Annotated in this window: 14 protein-coding genes and 1 tRNA gene; 2 read left to right on the plus strand and 13 right to left on the minus strand. The window is 65.4% G+C overall.

Annotated features, from left to right (window positions below; translation table 11 throughout):
• Positions 1 to 1,067: 1,067 nt before the first annotated feature.
• Positions 1,068 to 1,601 carry a CAP domain-containing protein gene (locus tag ASE22_RS10840; protein WP_056358858.1) on the plus strand — a complete coding sequence of 178 codons (534 nt, stop codon included), beginning with the start codon at positions 1,068 to 1,070 and terminating at the stop codon, positions 1,599 to 1,601.
• Between the two features lie 577 nt (positions 1,602 to 2,178).
• Here ASE22_RS10840 and ASE22_RS10845 read toward each other — a convergent pair.
• From ASE22_RS10845 to ASE22_RS10870, 6 genes are all read right to left on the minus strand, one after another.
• Positions 2,179 to 2,254, minus strand: a tRNA-Lys gene (locus ASE22_RS10845).
• Positions 2,255 to 2,399: 145 nt separating this feature from the next.
• Positions 2,400 to 3,500 carry a rod shape-determining protein RodA gene (gene rodA / locus ASE22_RS10850; RefSeq protein WP_056358861.1) on the minus strand — a complete coding sequence of 367 codons (1,101 nt, stop codon included), beginning with the start codon at positions 3,498 to 3,500 and terminating at the stop codon, positions 2,400 to 2,402.
• Positions 3,497 to 5,482 carry a penicillin-binding protein 2 gene (gene mrdA / locus ASE22_RS10855; RefSeq protein ID WP_056358864.1) on the minus strand — a complete coding sequence of 662 codons (1,986 nt, stop codon included), beginning with the start codon at positions 5,480 to 5,482 and terminating at the stop codon, positions 3,497 to 3,499. Before mrdA ends, rodA begins: the two co-directional genes overlap by 4 nt.
• The gene (gene mreD, locus ASE22_RS10860; RefSeq protein ID WP_056358867.1) at positions 5,479 to 5,991 is read right to left on the minus strand and encodes a rod shape-determining protein MreD; all 513 of its coding nucleotides are present in this window, start codon (positions 5,989 to 5,991) and stop codon (positions 5,479 to 5,481) included. The genes mrdA and mreD overlap by 4 nt, the downstream gene beginning before the upstream one ends.
• Positions 5,988 to 6,863: a rod shape-determining protein MreC gene (gene mreC / locus ASE22_RS10865; protein ID WP_056358870.1), complete on the minus strand. Its 876-nt coding sequence runs from the start codon at positions 6,861 to 6,863 to the stop codon at positions 5,988 to 5,990. Before mreC ends, mreD begins: the two co-directional genes overlap by 4 nt.
• 15 nt (positions 6,864 to 6,878) lie before the next feature.
• Positions 6,879 to 7,919: a rod shape-determining protein gene (locus ASE22_RS10870; RefSeq protein WP_047167615.1), complete on the minus strand. Its 1,041-nt coding sequence runs from the start codon at positions 7,917 to 7,919 to the stop codon at positions 6,879 to 6,881.
• A 129-nt stretch (positions 7,920 to 8,048) separates the two neighbouring features.
• Between ASE22_RS10870 and mutL the strand changes: the two genes are divergently transcribed.
• Positions 8,049 to 9,827, plus strand: coding sequence for a DNA mismatch repair endonuclease MutL (gene mutL, locus ASE22_RS10875; RefSeq protein ID WP_056361030.1), 1,779 nt, complete (start codon positions 8,049 to 8,051; stop codon positions 9,825 to 9,827).
• A 122-nt stretch (positions 9,828 to 9,949) separates the two neighbouring features.
• On the opposite strand, the gene ASE22_RS26775 is transcribed toward mutL, so the two are convergent.
• The 7 genes from ASE22_RS26775 to ASE22_RS10905 form a co-directional block, all read right to left on the minus strand.
• Complete coding sequence (locus ASE22_RS26775) at positions 9,950 to 10,126, minus strand: hypothetical protein (protein ID WP_156397292.1); 177 nt, start codon at positions 10,124 to 10,126, stop codon at positions 9,950 to 9,952.
• Positions 10,123 to 10,887 (minus strand): MBL fold metallo-hydrolase, encoded by a 765-nt coding sequence (locus tag ASE22_RS10880; protein WP_056358873.1) that lies wholly within the window; start codon positions 10,885 to 10,887, stop codon positions 10,123 to 10,125. Before ASE22_RS10880 ends, ASE22_RS26775 begins: the two co-directional genes overlap by 4 nt.
• On the minus strand, positions 10,884 to 11,660 hold the full coding sequence (locus ASE22_RS10885; RefSeq protein WP_056358876.1) for a TatD family hydrolase: 777 nt from the start codon (positions 11,658 to 11,660) through the stop codon (positions 10,884 to 10,886). The genes ASE22_RS10880 and ASE22_RS10885 overlap by 4 nt, the downstream gene beginning before the upstream one ends.
• On the minus strand, positions 11,660 to 13,231 hold the full coding sequence (metG, locus tag ASE22_RS10890; RefSeq protein WP_056358880.1) for a methionine--tRNA ligase: 1,572 nt from the start codon (positions 13,229 to 13,231) through the stop codon (positions 11,660 to 11,662). The genes ASE22_RS10885 and metG overlap by 1 nt, the downstream gene beginning before the upstream one ends.
• Positions 13,232 to 13,353: 122 nt before the next feature.
• Entirely contained in the window at positions 13,354 to 14,331 is a 978-nt protein-coding gene (locus ASE22_RS10895; RefSeq protein WP_056358883.1) for an AAA family ATPase, read from the minus strand.
• The gene (gene tmk / locus ASE22_RS10900) at positions 14,328 to 14,954 is read right to left on the minus strand and encodes a dTMP kinase (protein WP_056358885.1); all 627 of its coding nucleotides are present in this window, start codon (positions 14,952 to 14,954) and stop codon (positions 14,328 to 14,330) included. The genes ASE22_RS10895 and tmk overlap by 4 nt, the downstream gene beginning before the upstream one ends.
• A gap of 4 nt (positions 14,955 to 14,958) precedes the next feature.
• The gene (locus ASE22_RS10905; RefSeq protein WP_056358888.1) at positions 14,959 to 16,137 is read right to left on the minus strand and encodes a D-alanyl-D-alanine carboxypeptidase family protein; all 1,179 of its coding nucleotides are present in this window, start codon (positions 16,135 to 16,137) and stop codon (positions 14,959 to 14,961) included.
• Positions 16,138 to 16,156 lie beyond the last annotated feature (19 nt).

Consider the following 16,156-nt stretch of genomic DNA (forward strand, 5'->3'; position numbering starts at 1 on the left):
CCCAAAAGGGATCAGCCTAACCACTGGCCGGATTTTACTCCGCCACGCTCAGCACAACGCCGGCGTTCCGATGGCCTGCTTTGTCACCGGCGCATCCACCAGACCCTCGGAAATTCTGCACCCGGTCGCGACCAGCATCCAGCAGAAGCTCCGCACGGGTATTTCACGAGCCTTGGCTTCCCGTAGGAAAGCATCGCACTCCTTTAACGTGAGATATTTGCGCAGACCCGCTCCGTCATTCACCGTCCAGAATGTCAAAATTCTATTCCCTACCCGATATTTATCGCGGATTACGTAGCGTAAATTCCGTTTACAAATTGTTCCGTCCGGATCGGCGTCAACGGGCGATCGCAACCCTTTAGGGCGATAAAAGCGGTTCCGGTTCAGCGAAATCGACGATCAGCCCGTTGGGCTCTGCCATGCTCGGCGAGCATCAGCGCGTACCGGCATTGCCCGACCTTGAGCGTGCAGACGCCACCGACATATATGTGGTTCAAGAACTTGGCGGCATCAGCGCCCTACACGTCGATCTTGCCGAGCGCGGACGCCGAACGCAGCATTCCGCCCGATATACTAGACACGGACCATAGGAACTGGATGCTTTTTTTCGAGAGAAATGACCAATAATGACAATTTTCCTCAGGGAAAATGCGATTTATTTTCCGATAAGAAAAAAATATATCTGGTAACTATATGTTATTGGGCAAATTAACATATTAACTTTAACTTAAAGGGATTTGCCAAGGGAGGAAATTTGATCTTTTCTTGAAGTGGTGCGTTGATCTGATTATCGCAGGAGATTGAATATGATAGTCCAAACTCTTGATCGTCAGCTAGTTTTCCTCCCATCGACAAGAATTCCCGGGCATCGCAAAATAACAACGAAGCGGCTAATCCGTGTTCGGGTGCCCACTATCTTAGGGACCTTAGTCGGGCTTTGGGCCGGATTGGGCTGGGCCATGTTCGGCTAGTACTGGACGAATGACGACGAATATGCTGGGCTGGCCAGCAAGGGAGGGCCACGCGGGCAATCTTCCGCCTTAAGAGCGTCCTGATCGGACAATCTCATGACAATTCGAAAGCTTATTTCGTTTCCTTCTCGTTGCATTGCGGCGCTAATGCTCGGCGCCACGCTTACGGCTAATACCGCTCCGCTCGAGCCACTCCAACTCCGCACGCTGGCCATCCACAACGAACAACGGGCAATGCTCGGTATTGCCGGATTGCGCTGGGACCCGAAGCTCGCCGAGGATGCCGCGATATGGGCGAAGCATCTCGCCGCGCTCGGCCACCTCGAGCATTCGCCCGATGACCTGGGCGATCCCGATCCGGAGGGTGAAAATCTGTGGGCCGGCACCGCGGGCAGCTTCTCGATCGAACAGATGTCCACATATTGGGCGGACGAAAAGCGCTATTACAAGAACGGCATCTTTCCGAACAACAGCACCACCGGCGATCTCGACGATGTCGGCCATTACACCCAGATGGTATGGCGCTCCACCACCCGCGTCGGCTGCGCCACAATCCGCGGCGCCAAGGACGACTTCTTCGTCTGTCGCTATGGCGAGGGTGGCAATGTACTGGGCGAACGTCCCTATTGAGCGGATTAAGGTGCAGGTTATTGATTTGGGTAGCCACCACATAGCCGCTTGATCGGAAGCCCCCTGTGAAAGAACGGTCGCGGACTGAACCGGGCCGGGGCTGCCGGAGGCTCCACCTCCTGAGAAGGTGGCGCCTGTATGGGCAAGACAGGGAACCGCCGGAAGTCCACGCGAGCCGAATCCGGTGGTTCACCCGCCACTTGCCGTTGCCAGCGATCGCATGAAGGATCTCTATTTGGCGCTGATTCCGCGTGACCTCCCGGTCCCCGTGATTGAGCGGCTGGAGGTACGCAGGGCGAATATGTGTTGGCCTACAAGGACAAACCCCCAGGTGAACACGGGACGTTGGCACGACCTGCGCCACATGTGGGCGAGTTGGCTCCGGCCGAATGACGCGCCACCTCCTGAGTGCTTCAGGATCTGGGGGGATCGAAATCGGAGACGATGGTGCGCCGCCATGCGCACAGCCGGCGAAACATTGGCAGCCCTACGCCGACCAGCTGACCTTCGCCCCTTCCATCGAGGTTTCGCCCGAGCCGCGTCTGAGGCTGGTCAGCGAAGCTATTGAAGGGAGGAATGGTGGACGCACTTGGGCTCGAACCAAGGACCCGCTGATTAAGAGTCAGCTGCTCTACCAACTGAGCTATGCGTCCACTTTCCGGCGGACGAGAGATGGTCGCTCCCGTCGTGGAGGCGCGCCCTTAGCACCGGGTCGAGCGCGATGTAAACCGCCAAGATGCAAAATTTTCCGCTTCGGCCGAAAAAAGCCCAGGGGTGGACCGGCGCGGCATTTCGCCGTCAGGGATGACGACGGGAGCGGTCGATCGCCATGAGCATGCCGATGCAGATCAGCACCGTCATCATCGCCGAGCCGCCGAAGGAAACGAGGGGGAGGGGAATGCCCACCACGGGCGCGAGGCCCATGACCATCGAGAGGTTGATCGCGACATAGAAGAAGATCGTGGTCGACAAGCCCGCGGCGGTCAGGCGGGCGAAGCGGCCCTTGGCGCGAGCCGCCACGCGCATGCCCCAGCGGACAACCAGGATATAGCCGAGGATCAGCGCAACGCCGCCGACCAGGCCCCATTCCTCGGACATTGTCGCAAAGACGAAGTCGGTATGCCGCTCGGGCAGATAGTCGAGATGACTCTGGGTGCCGGCGAGGAAGCCCTTGCCGAAGATGCCTCCCGATCCGATGGCGATCTTAGACTGGATGATATGATAGCCGGTGCCGAGGGGATCGCTTTCGGGGTTGAGGAAAATCTCGATCCGGTCGCGCTGGTAGCCGTGCATCAGCGAGAGGGCGATCGGGAAGGCTGCCGCCAGCGCGAGCGCCGCGCCGCCGAACAGGCGAAGGGGCAGGCCCGCCAGGAAGGCGACCGTGACGCCACCCGCGCAAATCATCAATGCCGTGCCGAGGTCGGGCTGAATCAGGACCAGCCCGGCGGGCACACCGATCAGCAGGGCGGGGGGCCACACTGCGCTGAAGCGGCGGATCTCGCCCGCCGGCAGCATGTCGTAGAAGCGCGCGACCGCGAGGACGATCACCGGTTTCATCAATTCCGACGGCTGCAGCCGGACGAAGCCGAGATCCAGCCAGCGCCGGCTACCGCCCCCGACGAAGCCGAACAGTTCGACCAGCAGCAGCAGCAGGACGAGGACGGCATAGGTAGGCAGGGCCACGCGCTTCAGCCGCTCCTCGCCGGCCCAGGCGATCATGATGGCCAGCCCGATGAACATCGCGAAGCGGATGCCCTGCGACATCGCCCAGGGCCGCATGCTGCCGCCTGCCGCCGAATAAAGCACCACGAGCCCGAAGCCGCCGATCGCGACCACGAGCGCCAGCAGCCGCCAGGGAATATGGCGCAGCGGGGTAGGGACGATCGAATCGCGGCTCATTCGGGATCGACCTCGCCGGTGGGCGGCGACGGCGATGCCTCGACGGGACGCACCGGGCTGGTTGGCTTGGGATCGTTGCGGTGCGCCCAGCTATCGGCCTTCCTGGCCATCCGCGCCTCGATCGATCCGCCCCAGCCGGTTTCGAGGGTGGCGAGCCGGTCCTCGGCGCGCTTGCGGTCGTAGAGATAGGTGATCAGGTCGCGGGCGATCGGCGCGCCGGCGGCGCCGTGGAGGCCATGTTCGAGAACCACCGACACCGCATAGCGTGGATCGGCCACTGGGGCGAAGCCGATGAACAGGCCGTGGTCGCGATATTTCCAGGGCAAACCCTCGGTGCCGGTCATTCCGGCCGCGCGCATCGCCATGGTAATGCGTCGGACCTGCGCGGTCCCGGTCTTGCCGCCCATCTGAAGGTCGCCGATGTTGAGCCGACCCGACCCACCGGTGCCGAACGGGCCGTTGATCACCCCACTCATCGCCTGGCGCACGAACTCGAGATGGTCGGGCGCGATGTCGAGCGGCCCACCCTGCGGCGGATAGCGCTTGTTGACGATCAGGCGCGGCACCAGGGCGCTGCCGCTCGCGATCCGTGCCGCCATCACCGCCAGCTGCAGCGGGTTGCTGAGCATGTAGCCTTGGCCGATCGTGGCGTTGAGTGTATCGGCGGTGGTCCAGCGTGCGCCCTTGTAGCGCCGGGCCTTCCAGGCGGTGTCGGGCACCGTTCCATAGCGCTGCGACGGCATCGGGAGATCGAATTCCTGCCCCATGCCCAGCATCCGCGCGGTAGCGGCGATCCGGTCGATTCCGATCAGCCGCGCCATGGTGTAGAAATAGATGTCGCAGCTGGCCGCGATCGCGCGGTGCATGTCGACGCCGCCATGGCCACCGTGACGCCAGCAGTGGAAATAGCTGTTGCCGAGCCGGTAGCGGCCCGTGCAGGTGACCGTCTGACCGGGATCGACCCCGGCCTCGAGCAGCGCCAGGGCGACCATCGGCTTCACCGTCGATCCGGGCGGGTAAAGCCCCTGCATCACCTTGTTGGTCAAGGGGAGATGATCGTCACCGGACAGGAAATCCCATTCGGCGTGGCTGATGCCGTCGGAAAAGCTGTTGGGATCATAGGCCGGCATCGACGCCATCGCGAGGATCCCGCCGGTCCGTGTGTCGATCACCACCGCGGAGGCGCTTTCCGGGCCGAGCCGCGCCGCGGCGTATCGCTGCAGCCCCGCATCGATGGTGAGTTGCAGCGCATTGCCCACCACCTCGGGCCGGGTCGTCAGTTCGCGCACCACCTTGCCATGGGCGGTGACCTCGCTCCGCTTGGCTCCGGGCTTACCACGGAGCCAATTTTCCATCGTTTTCTCAAGACCTTCCTTACCGATCTTGAAACCCGGCGTGATCAGGAGCGGATCGCGGCTCTTGTCATAGTCGGCGGCCGACGCGGGGCCGACATAGCCGACCAGATGCGCCACCGCCGGTCCGCCCGGATAATAGCGCCCATAGCCGCTCGCGGGGGCGACGCCGGGGAGGGAAGGCTGATGCACGCTGACCGCCGCGAAGCGTTCATAGTCGATATTCTCGGCGACGGGCACCGGCTGATAGCCACGCGCCTGCGCGAGGTCGGCGCGGATCCGGTCGAGATCGTCGGCGGTCAGTGCGAGCAGTTGGCGAAGCTGGCCGAGGACGGCGTCCGCATTCCTGAGCTGGTCGGGAATGATGTCGACGCGGAACGTGGTGCGGTTGATCGCGATCGGCTTGCCCGCGCGGTCGATGATCCAGCCGCGGCGTGGTGGAACCAGGGTCAGCTGGACCCGATTGCTTTCGGAAAGCGAGGTGTAGCGCTCGTTCTGCGCAACCGACAGCCACGCCATCCGGCCGGCGAGGACCAGCCCGAACGCCGCCTGCGCGCCGCTGAGGACGAAAGCGCGGCGGGTGAAGGTATAGGCCTGGCTCTGCTCGGTGATGACGCGGCTGCGCTTCATCGCTTGAGCCGCCAATTATCGAGAGCCGCGGTGATCCGCAGGATCGCGGGGAACATCAGGATGGCGCCCATCGTCTGCGGGATCACGGTCAGCACCGAGGTGTGGCTGTCGCCCGGCTGCGACAGTGCCCAGTCACCGAGCCCGATCGCAACGATGCCCACCGAGGCGACTCCCCATTCGATCCAGCCGTCACGCCAGCGCAGCGCCTGATCGGTCCATTCGAGCACGAGAAAGGCGACGGTCCACAGGATCATCGCCGTTCCGAGATAATGGCCGCTGATCAGGTCGTCCGCCAGCCCGAGCGGAAGCGCCATCCACATCGGCCATATGTCGGGGCGGAGCAGGCGCCAGGCGAGAAGCATCATCAGCCCAAAGGGCGGCACGATCGGTTCGGTGGCGATGACGGGCAGCAGCGCCATCGCCGATCCGGCCAGGGTCGACAGGATGGGAACCATCGTCACGCGGAGCAGGGCGCGCTCCATGAAGGGATTGCCTTCGGAAGCGATCATGGCTTGGGTTGGGCCGGAGGATCGGCCACCGGCGCCTGGAAGATCGGGTAGACGGCAGCGAAATCGGCTCGCGCCGGATCGGCCAGAGGGCGCGCAATCGCCCTATCGCCGTTGACCGCGGTGACGACCGCGACCGGCATATTGGGAGAATAGACGCCTCCGGTGCCGGAGGTAACGGCCAGGTCCCCGCGCCGGAACGGCCGTCCGCCTGCGATCAGGGCGCGAATCTCCATGGTACCGTCGCCTTGGCCGGTCGCCAGCGCCGCCTGGCCGCTGCGGACGACCTTGATCGGGACCGCCGTCTCGCCGTCGGTCAGCAACAGCACGCGCGCAGCAAAGATGCCGCTTTCGTAGACGCGACCCACCAGTCCCTCCGGCGACCGCACCGTCATCCCCGGCCGGACCCCTTCGGCGGTGCCCGCCGCGAGGGTGGCGAAGCGGCGCTGCCCGGTCGGGGTCGATCCGATCAGCCGTGCCGACAATATCGGGGCGGGGAGGTGCTCGATCAGGCGGGCAAGCTTCTTGAGGCGAGCATTCTCGGCGGCGACCGTCTTGGCGGCGATCACCATGCGCCGTTCGCGCGCCAGTTCTTCCTTGAGGGCACGATTCTGGCTCCCGGCGTTGAAATAGGCCGCGATGCTGTCTCCAAGGTCATGCGAGGCATTGACGCCGACCCGGCCCGCGCCGGTGAAGATGGCCCCGGCATCGACGACGACACCGCGCAGCGTACCGAAAGCGCGCGGGTCGAGCCGCTCGATCAGCAGCAGCGCGGCGCCCAGCAGGATGCCGGCGATCGCGACCACATAGCCCGCGAACAGGCCATATTGGACCCGACGGGAGAATCCTCGACGCCTGTGCCGGGGCGCCGCCATCGACGAGCGGCCCGGTCAGGCGGTCTGGAGCACGCCGCGGAAGACCGAGTCCTCCAGCGCGCGTCCGGTGCCCAGGGCGACGCAGGTCAGCGGGTCGTCGGCGATCGACACCGGCAAGCCGGTCGCCTCGCGCAGCACCTCGTCGATCCCCTGCAGCAGCGCGCCGCCGCCGGTCAGGACGATGCCCTGGTCGACGATGTCGGCCGCCAGCTCGGGCGCGGTGTTTTCCAGAGCGATGCGGACGCCCTCGACGATCGCGGACACAGGCTCGGTCAGCGCCTCGGCGATCTGCGCCTGGGTGATCGTGATCTCCTTGGGTACGCCGTTGACGAGGTCGCGGCCCTTGATGTGGATCGTCTCGCCCTTGCCGTCGGCAGGCATCTTGGCGACACCGACCTCCTGCTTGATCCGTTCGGCGGTAGCCTCGCCGATCAGCAGATTGTGGTTGCGACGGACATAGGAGCTGATTGCCTCGTCCATCTTGTCCCCGCCGACGCGGACCGACGTGGTGTAGGCGAGGCCGCGCAGCGAGAGAACGGCGACTTCGGTGGTGCCCCCGCCGATGTCGACGACCATCGATCCGATCGGCTCGGTGACCGGCATGCCCGCGCCGATCGCCGCCGCCATCGGCTCCTCGATCAGCCATACCTGGCTCGCTCCGGCGTTCGAGGCGGCGTCGCGGATCGCGCGGCGCTCGACCGAGGTCGACCCCGACGGCACGCAAATCACGATCTCGGGCCAACGCATGAAGTTGCGGCGGCCATGCACCTTCTGGATGAAGTGCTTGATCATCTGCTCCGCCACGTCGATGTCCGCGATGACGCCGTCGCGCAGGGGCCTGATCGCATCGATAGAACCCGGCGTCTTGCCCATCATCAGCTTCGCGTCGTCGCCGACCGCTCGGACCCGCTTGACCCCGTTTATCGTCTCGATCGCCACCACCGACGGCTCGTTGAGGACGATGCCGCGTCCCCGCACATAGACAACCGTGTTCGCGGTGCCGAGATCGATCGCCATATCGTGCGACATGAACTTGAAGTATCGCTGGAGGAACATTCTCTGGTCCGTTCTCTAGGCCCGCCCCTGGACGGATTTTACGGTTCGCTTGCATCACCCGATCGGCGAGGAAAGTCCGGCGTCTATCAAGGGATGCGGAACGCCGCCGCTTGGGCTAGGACAATGCCCATGTCAATACGCCGCCTGCCAGAGCATCTGGTGAATCGCATCGCCGCCGGTGAAGTGGTCGAAAGACCGGCCAGCGCGCTCAAGGAGCTCGTCGAGAACTCGATCGACGCCGGCGCCCGGCGTATCTCGATAAGCCTTTCAGAAGGCGGGCTTTCTTCGATCGATGTCGTCGACGACGGCTGCGGCATGGCGCCCGATGAAATCGCGCTTTCGCTCGAGCGGCATGCGACGTCGAAATTGCCCGACGACGCCATCGAAGCCGTTACGACCCTGGGCTTCCGCGGCGAAGCGCTGCCGTCGATCGGGAGCGTCGCCGATCTCACCATCGAAAGCCGGGTGCGTGGCGCCGATGGGTGGCATCGCCGGATCGATCATGGCGAATTGGTGGGGGAGGGGCCGGCGGCGCTTCCGCCGGGCACCCGGATCCGGGTGTCTAACCTGTTCGCCAAGGTGCCGGCGCGGCGCAAATTCCTGCGCTCGGCGCGCGCCGAATATGCGGCCTGCGTCGACGTGATCAAGCGGCTGGCTATGGCGCGGCCCGACATCGGCTTCACGCTGGAGCATGAGGGGCGTCGCGCCATCCTCGTCGCGCCCGACGAGCAGCGGGTCGACCGGGTCGCGGCGCTCACCGACCGCGACCTCGCCGAGAACAGCGTGGCGGTCGACTATCGGCGCGAGGCGGTGTCGCTGACCGGCGTCGCCGGGTTGCCGACCTTCAACCGCGGCGTCGCCGATCACCAGTTCCTGTTCGTCAATGGCCGGCCGGTGAAGGACCGGCTGCTGATCGGCGCGGTGCGCGGCGCCTACCAGGACATGCTGGCGCGCGACCGGCACCCGGTGATTGCCCTGTTCGTCGAGCTTCCGGGCGACCAGGTCGACGTCAACGTCCACCCCGCCAAGACCGAGGTACGCTTCCGCGACCCGGGGCTGGTGCGCGGGCTGATCGTCGGCGGCCTGCGCGCCGCGCTCGACGAGGCCGGGCACCGCAGCGTCCAGCGGCCCTCGGTCGCGGCGCTCGGCAACTGGCAGGCGGGGGGCTTGCCGTCACCGTCGGCACCGTCGATCCCAAACGGCTTCGCTTTCGGCGCGGCGGCCGAACGCAGCGGGCAGGGCAGCGTCTGGGACCGGGTGAGCGACTTTGCGCCCGCGCCGATGGCCCGCGCCGAGCCGGCCCATGCCGCGCCGCCCGAGCAGCGATCCTATCCGATGGGGGTCGCGCGCGGGCAGGTCGCCGCGACCTATATCGTCGCCGAGGCCGAGGACGGTCTGGTGATCGTCGACCAGCATGCCGCGCATGAGCGGCTCGTACTCGAACGGATGCGCCGGGCCATGGCGGACGGCGGGGTCGCGCGGCAGGCGTTGCTGCTGCCCGAGGTGGTCGAGATGGACGAAACCGGCTGCGACCGGCTCGAGAGCCGGATCGGCGAACTCGCCGAGATGGGCCTCGAACTCGAGCGCTTCGGTCCGAAGGCGATGCTGGTGCGGGCGACGCCGGCCTTGCTCGGACAGGGCGACGTCCAGGGGCTCGTCGTCGACCTGGCCGACGAGCTCGGCGCTTATGACGAGGCGCTGTCGCTGAAGGAGAAGCTCGACCATGTCGCGGCGACGATGGCCTGCCACGGATCGGTCCGGGCGGGCAGGACGCTATCGGTCGCCGAGATGAACGCATTGCTCCGCGAGATGGAGGTCACGCCGCATTCGGGCCAGTGCAACCACGGCCGGCCGACCTGGATCAAACTCGGCCACGGCGACATCGAGAAGCTGTTCGGTCGGAAATGATGTCGGACAGGGCATTTGGCGGAAGCGGTCGGATTGGCCCATAAGTCCGATAATATATATTATGTTAAATTCAACATCTGTAGGCGCCCCGATGCGGGCCCGCCGCGCTCATCCAGCCAGGATCAGATCCCCCGGCCAAACACCATCACGATCGCGGTCGCCGCCACGAAGATCACCGCCCAGACCAAGATCAGTTTGATCAGCCTGTTCGCCGGCAACCGGCGCCGAGCCAATGCCGGTGTCACGAGGACCAGCATCGCCGCGATCGCGACCAGCGCTACGATCTTGTCTCCGGTCACAGCATCACCTCCAACCCATCATATCCCGGTTCGACACCGTCCGGCAGGCTTTCACTGAGCCGCCGATAATCCATCGACTGGTCCATATGCGTCAGTAATGCGCGCGTCGGCCGGCAGGTCCGGATCGCTTCCAGGGTCTGCGCCAGATGCGTGTGGGTCGGATGCGGCCGAACGCGCAACGCGTCGACGACCCAAAGGTCGACATCTGAGAACACTTCTATCATCTCATCGGTAAATTCATGAAAATCCGTCGAATAGCCGACAGACTTGCCCTCATGCTCAAACCGAAATCCCGCACTGAAGATCGACCCGTGCGGCTGCGCCACGCACCGGATGCGGATGTCGCCGATCGTCATATCGGGCTCGAGAAACAGCGGCTCGACCGTCGGCGGATAGCCGTCCCGACCGGTGAAGACATAATCGAACCGCCGTCGAAGCTGGTTCATTGCCTCGGCATAGGCATAGCCCGGCACCGGCGCGCGGCGGGCGTGATAGATCTGACGGACATCGTCGATGCCGTGGCAATGATCGGCGTGGTCGTGGGTCCACAGGATAGCGTCGATCGCGACGACATCGGCATCGAGAAGTTGCTGCCGCATGTCGGGCGACGTGTCGACGATCAGCCGGGTCGTTTCGCTCTCGACCAGGATCGAGGCCCGGCTGCGCCGGTTGCGCGGTTCGGCGGGGTCGCAATCGCCCCAGTCATTACCGATCCTGGGCACGCCGGACGACGTTCCGCAGCCTAGGATGCGGACCTTCAACGACGCGCTTTCGTGAATAAATTGAAGAAGTTGTCGCTGGTTGCTGCGGCGAGATCGTCGAGCTCCCAACCAAGCTCGCCCGAGAGCAGGCGCGCCGTATCGGCGACGAAGGCCGGCTCGCACGGCTTGCCCCGGTGTGGCACCGGGGCCAGAAACGGACTGTCGGTCTCGATCAGCAGCCGGTCGCGCGGGATCATGTGCGCGGTCTGGCGCAGGTCCCCGGCGTTCTTGAAGGTCACGATCCCCGACAGCGAGATCGAGAAGCCGAGATCGAGCATCGCGCTGGCAAGATCGGCGCTACCGGTGAAGCAGTGGATGACGGCGGTGAAGGCCCCCTTCCCCATTTCCTCGGCCATGATCGCCTTGGTGTCCTCCTCGGCGTCGCGCGTGTGGACGATCAACGGCAGGCCGGTTTCGCGCGCGGCGGCGATATGGCGGCGGAAACTGGCGCGCTGCCGGTCGCGGTCGGACTTGTCGTAATAATAATCGAGCCCGGTCTCGCCGATGCCGATAATGCGCGGATGCGCGGCCTTCTCAATGAGCAGCGCGGTTTCGACATCCTCATGGGTGTCGGCGTCGTGAGGATGAATGCCGACGCTGGCCCAGACATCGGGCTCGCGCTCGGCGGTTGCCAGCACCGCGTCCCATTCGGCGGCGCGGGTCGAGATGTTGAGCATCGTCGAAACACCGGCCGCTCGGGCCGCGTCGAGCACCTCCTGCTGCCGCTCGGCCAGCCCGGCGTAATTGAGGTGGCAGTGGCTGTCGACGAACATCAGGCCCCGTTCTCCTCGGCGGCGACCTCCAGCTCGAGCCGCGGGAACAGCGGCACCGGCTGCGCGACCTTGTAGCCCGAGGCGCGCAGGGCATCGTACCAGCGCTGGTCTTCGATCGCGGCGAAATTCCTTGCGTCGGTGGCGATCCCCATCTGATCGAGCAGCTTGCCCGCGCTGTCCGGAATGATCGGCAGGATGGCGATCGCGAGATCGCGGATCACGCCGAACAAGGTGCCGAGTACGGTCTTCATCCGTTCGGGATCGGTCTTGCGCAGCGCCCAGGGTGCCTGGGCGTCGACATATTGGTTGCAGGCGAACACCGCCTTCATCCAAGCCTCGATGCCGATTGAGAAAGCCAGTTGTTCGAACGCGCGCGGCGCCTCGTCGAGGCAGGCGGCCGCCACGGCGCGGACGAGCGCGGCGTCATCGTCGTTGCGGTCGAGCGCGGGCAGTTCGCCGTCGAGATTCTTGAAGATCATCGACAGGGTCCGCTGCGCCAGGTTGCCGAAGCTATTGGCGAGTTCGGCATTGGCGCGGTTGACGATCGCCTCATGGCCATAGCTGCCGTCCTGCCCGAAGCTGACCTCGCGCAGCAGGAAATAGCGCAGCTGGTCGACACCGTAGCGCTCGGCCATGGCCATCGGATCGACGACATTGCCGACCGACTTCGACATCTTCTCGCCCCTGTTGAGCAGGAAGCCGTGGCCGAACACCTGTTTCGGCAACGGAACCTTCGCCGACATCAGGAAGGCGGGCCAGTAGACCGTGTGGAAACGGACGATGTCCTTGCCGATGAGGTGCAGGTTCGCGGGCCAATATCGGCCGAGTTCGGCCTCCGGGTCGGGATAGCCGATGCCGGTGAGATAGTTGGTCAGGGCGTCGACCCAGACATACATGACGTGCCCCGGCGATCCCGGCACCGGCACGCCCCAGTCGAAGCTGGTCCGCGAGATCGACAGGTCGCTGAGCCCGCCGGAAACGAAGCTGACGATCTCGTTGCGGCGGGTTTCCGGCCGGACGAAGTCGGGCTGGTTGCGATAGAGCTCGAGCAGCGGCTCCTGATATCGGGACAGGCGGAAGAACCAGCTCTCCTCCTTGGTCCACTCGACCGGGGTACCCTGCGGCGACAGTTTCTGCCCCCCTTCCCCGTCGGTCAGCTCCTTTTCGTCGTAAAAGGCCTCGTCGCGGACCGAATACCAGCCCTCGTAGCGATCGAGATAGAGATCGCCATTGGCCTCCATCGCCTGCCAGATCGCCTGGCTGGCAGCATAATGATCGCTGTCGCTGGTCCGGATGAAACGGTCGAAAGAGATGTTGAGTACCTCACACATCTCCTTGAAATATCCTGACATTTCATCAGCGAGCGCGCGCGGCGTCATGTCGCGGGCGCGCGCGGCCTGCGCCATCTTCAGGCCATGTTCGTCGGTGCCGGTCTGGAAACGCACGTCGCGGCCCATCGACCGCTGGAACCGCGCGATCGCATCCGCCGCGATCGCCTCATAGGCGTGGCCGATATGCGGGCGTCCGTTGGGATAGCTGATCGCGGTGGTGATGTAATAGGGTTCCGACATGCGTTCAGCCATTAGGGACGGCCCGGGCAAATCGCAACGCCCGGAAGCGTTCCCGCCTTCCTTCTTCGGCTACGTTGGCGCGACTACCTTTTGGAAGGACATCGCCAGAGGCCGACCAACGGTCAGCGCGTCGGCGCAGGCGCCAGCTTCGCCAGCATCGTAGCCAGCTCGAACACGGTGGTGGACGGGTCGAGCGACAGGTGGACGGCGCTCTCGCCGATCCTCCGGGCGGCTTCCCACAGCGCGATCGCCTCGGCGAGCGACGGGCCCTGGCGGCGGCGCGCCTCGGCGACGATCCGTGCGGGCACGCGTTCGAGATAGGCTTCGTAGCGCGGCTGAGCGGCCTTTGTGCCCAATTGCCTCGATAGCGCCGCCCTGATCGCGTTGGTCGGGTCGCCCTGCTCCACCAGACGGTCCATCGCCATGTCGAGTGCCGCGATCTCGAGTCCGGCAAAGCCCAGTGCCCGACCCGGCGAACCATTGCCGACGCCGATCAACGCATCGATCTCGCCGGCCGGCTCCTCGGGCAGGGCCCGTTGCAACGCGAGCCGCATTTCCGGGTCGGTCAACGGTGCGAAACGGAGCTGGCGGCAGCGCGAGCGGATCGTCGGCAGCAGCCGGCCCGGCGCATGGCTCACCAGGAAAAAGGTGGTGCCGGCGGGCGGCTCCTCCAGATTCTTGAGCAGCGCATTGGCGGCGGGGCGTTCGAGGTCGTCGATCGCGTCGATGATCACCACCCGGCGCGGCGACAGGCTGGGGGTGGTCGCGAACAGCCCCTGGAGCGAGCGAACCTGCTCGATGCTGATCGAGCGCGCCAGATCGTCCGACTTGTCCTTGGTCAGCCGTGCGAGGATGCGGATGTCTGGATGGCTGCCGGCGCGGATATAATTGACGATCGGATGGCCTTCGGGCGTCTCGATACCGGGCAGGTCGACGCGAGGCCCCGCGGCGTTGGCGAGCAGCCGGGTCGCAGCCATCAGCGCGAAGCTGGCCTTGCCGACGCCCTCCGGCCCCGTCAGCAGCCAGGCATGGTGCAACCGGCCGGTATCGGCGGCCTCGCGAAAGGCGGCGATCTGCTCGTCATGACCGACCAGGCTCATGCCAGCAGGTCCGCCAGCGCCTCGATCAGCCGCGCCGTCACCTCCTGCGGAGACCCTTGCGCGTTGATCGTGTGGACTCGTCCGGGTTCGTCCCGCGCGATCCTGCGGAAGCTGGCCGCGACCCGCTCGTGGAAGGCGTCGTCGCGCTTCTCGAAGCGGTCGCTGTTGGCGATGCCGGCCGCGACTTGCCGGAAGCTCGCATCGAACACCGGCATGTCGAGGAACAGCGTCCGATCGGGCAGATAGCCCGCGCTGCCGATCGCGTGCAGCGTCCGGATCGCTTCGTCGCCGAGGCCATCGGCGCCGCCCTGATAGGCGATCGAGCTGTCGAGGAAACGGTCGCAGACCACCCATCGGCCAGCGTCGATCGCAGGCCGAATCGTCCTAGCGACATGATCGGCGCGCGCGGCGGCGAACAGCAGCGCCTCGGCCCGCGCGTTCCAGCGGTCGGCGCTTCCTTCGAGCAGCAGGCGGCGGATCGCCTCGGCGCCGTCGCTGCCGCCGGGTTCGCGGGTTTCGACCACGTCGATCCCGCGCGCGCGCAACGCCGCCGCCAGCGCGCGGGACTGGGTCGACTTGCCGACCCCTTCCCCGCCTTCGAGAGTGATGAACCGCCCGGGCACGGCCTCAGCCGAGGCCGAACAGCCAGCGCAGGCCCGCCATCATCCGGTCGAAGAAGCCGGCGGTGCCGACATCCTGCTCGGCGACGAGCGGCAGCTTCTGCGGCACCATGTCCGGGCCGCTGACGATGAGATCGGCGATATGATCGCCTTTCTTGAACGGCGCCTTGATCGGCCCCTGATAGACGACCTTGGTCTTGAGGTCGGACCCGAGCCCGGCAGGGATGGTGACGACGAGATCCTTGGGGGCGACCAGGCCGACCTCGCGCTCGTCGCCCTGCTGGACCTCGGCGACCTGGACCTTGCGGCCCTTCGGCACGACCGGCTTGGACTGCCAAGCGCGGAAGCCCCAGTTCATGAAGGACACCGACTGGTCGATGCGCTGGTTGAACGAGGTCAGACCCGACAGGACCATGACGAGGCGGCGGCCATTCTGCTCGGCCGAGCCGGTGAAACCGTAGCCGGCCTCTTCGGTATGACCGGTCTTGAGCCCGTCGGCGCCCTGCACCCGGCCGAGCAGCGGATCGCGATTGGCCTGGGTGATCGCCTGGCCGGATCCCATCGTTTTGCCCCATGTGAAATTCGGGCGGCTGTAGAAGGTCTTGTAGAGCTTGGGATGCTCCTCGATCGTCTTCTCGGCGAGGGTGCCGAGATCGCGCGCGCTGACATAGGTGACGCCGCCGTCGGGCCAGCCGTTGGAGGTGCCGAAATGGCTGTTGGTCAGTCCCAATTCCTTCGCGCGGCGGTTCATCAGCGCGACGAACGCCTGTTCGGTGCCCGAGATATGCTCGGCCAGCACGACGCAGGCGTCGTTCCCCGACAGGGTGACGATGCCGAACAGCAGATTGGCGACGCTCACCTGCTCGCCGGGCGACAGGAACATGGTCGATCCGGCGGCGGGGCCGTGCCATTGCTTCCACGTTTCGGGCCGCACGGTGGCCATGGCGTCGAGCTTGAGCTCGCCCTTGCTGATCAGGTCGAAGGCGACGTAAACCGTCATCATCTTCGCCATCGAGGCGGGAGGCATCCGCTGGTCGGGATTCTTGGCGTAGAGGATCGCGCCCGACGAGAGGTCCTTCATATAGGCGACCGGCGCCGGCGTATCGAACGGCGGTGCGGCGGCCTCGGCGGGGATGGCCGCTATGAGGAAAACACCGGAAAGCAGGGCGATCTTACTACGCGTCATTGCCTGGAAATTCCCTCCG

Source organism: Sphingomonas sp. Root720 (assembly GCF_001428605.1).
GTDB lineage: Bacteria > Pseudomonadota > Alphaproteobacteria > Sphingomonadales > Sphingomonadaceae > Rhizorhabdus.

Coding starts and splice junctions, on each gene's coding strand:
- mreC (WP_056358870.1), bottom strand. CDS start 6,863: ATGGCGGCGCCCCGGCACAGGCGTCGAGGATTCTCCCGTCGGGTCCAA.
- mutL (WP_056361030.1), top strand. CDS start 8,049: ATGTCAATACGCCGCCTGCCAGAGCATCTGGTGAATCGCATCGCCGCC.
- ASE22_RS10905 (WP_056358888.1), bottom strand. CDS start 16,137: ATGACGCGTAGTAAGATCGCCCTGCTTTCCGGTGTTTTCCTCATAGCG.
- ASE22_RS10840 (WP_056358858.1), top strand. CDS start 1,068: ATGACAATTCGAAAGCTTATTTCGTTTCCTTCTCGTTGCATTGCGGCG.
- ASE22_RS10870 (WP_047167615.1), bottom strand. CDS start 7,919: ATGTTCCTCCAGCGATACTTCAAGTTCATGTCGCACGATATGGCGATC.
- mrdA (WP_056358864.1), bottom strand. CDS start 5,482: ATGAAGCGCAGCCGCGTCATCACCGAGCAGAGCCAGGCCTATACCTTC.
- mreD (WP_056358867.1), bottom strand. CDS start 5,991: ATGATCGCTTCCGAAGGCAATCCCTTCATGGAGCGCGCCCTGCTCCGC.
- metG (WP_056358880.1), bottom strand. CDS start 13,231: ATGTCGGAACCCTATTACATCACCACCGCGATCAGCTATCCCAACGGA.
- ASE22_RS10895 (WP_056358883.1), bottom strand. CDS start 14,331: ATGAGCCTGGTCGGTCATGACGAGCAGATCGCCGCCTTTCGCGAGGCC.
- ASE22_RS10885 (WP_056358876.1), bottom strand. CDS start 11,660: ATGTTCGTCGACAGCCACTGCCACCTCAATTACGCCGGGCTGGCCGAG.
- rodA (WP_056358861.1), bottom strand. CDS start 3,500: ATGAGCCGCGATTCGATCGTCCCTACCCCGCTGCGCCATATTCCCTGG.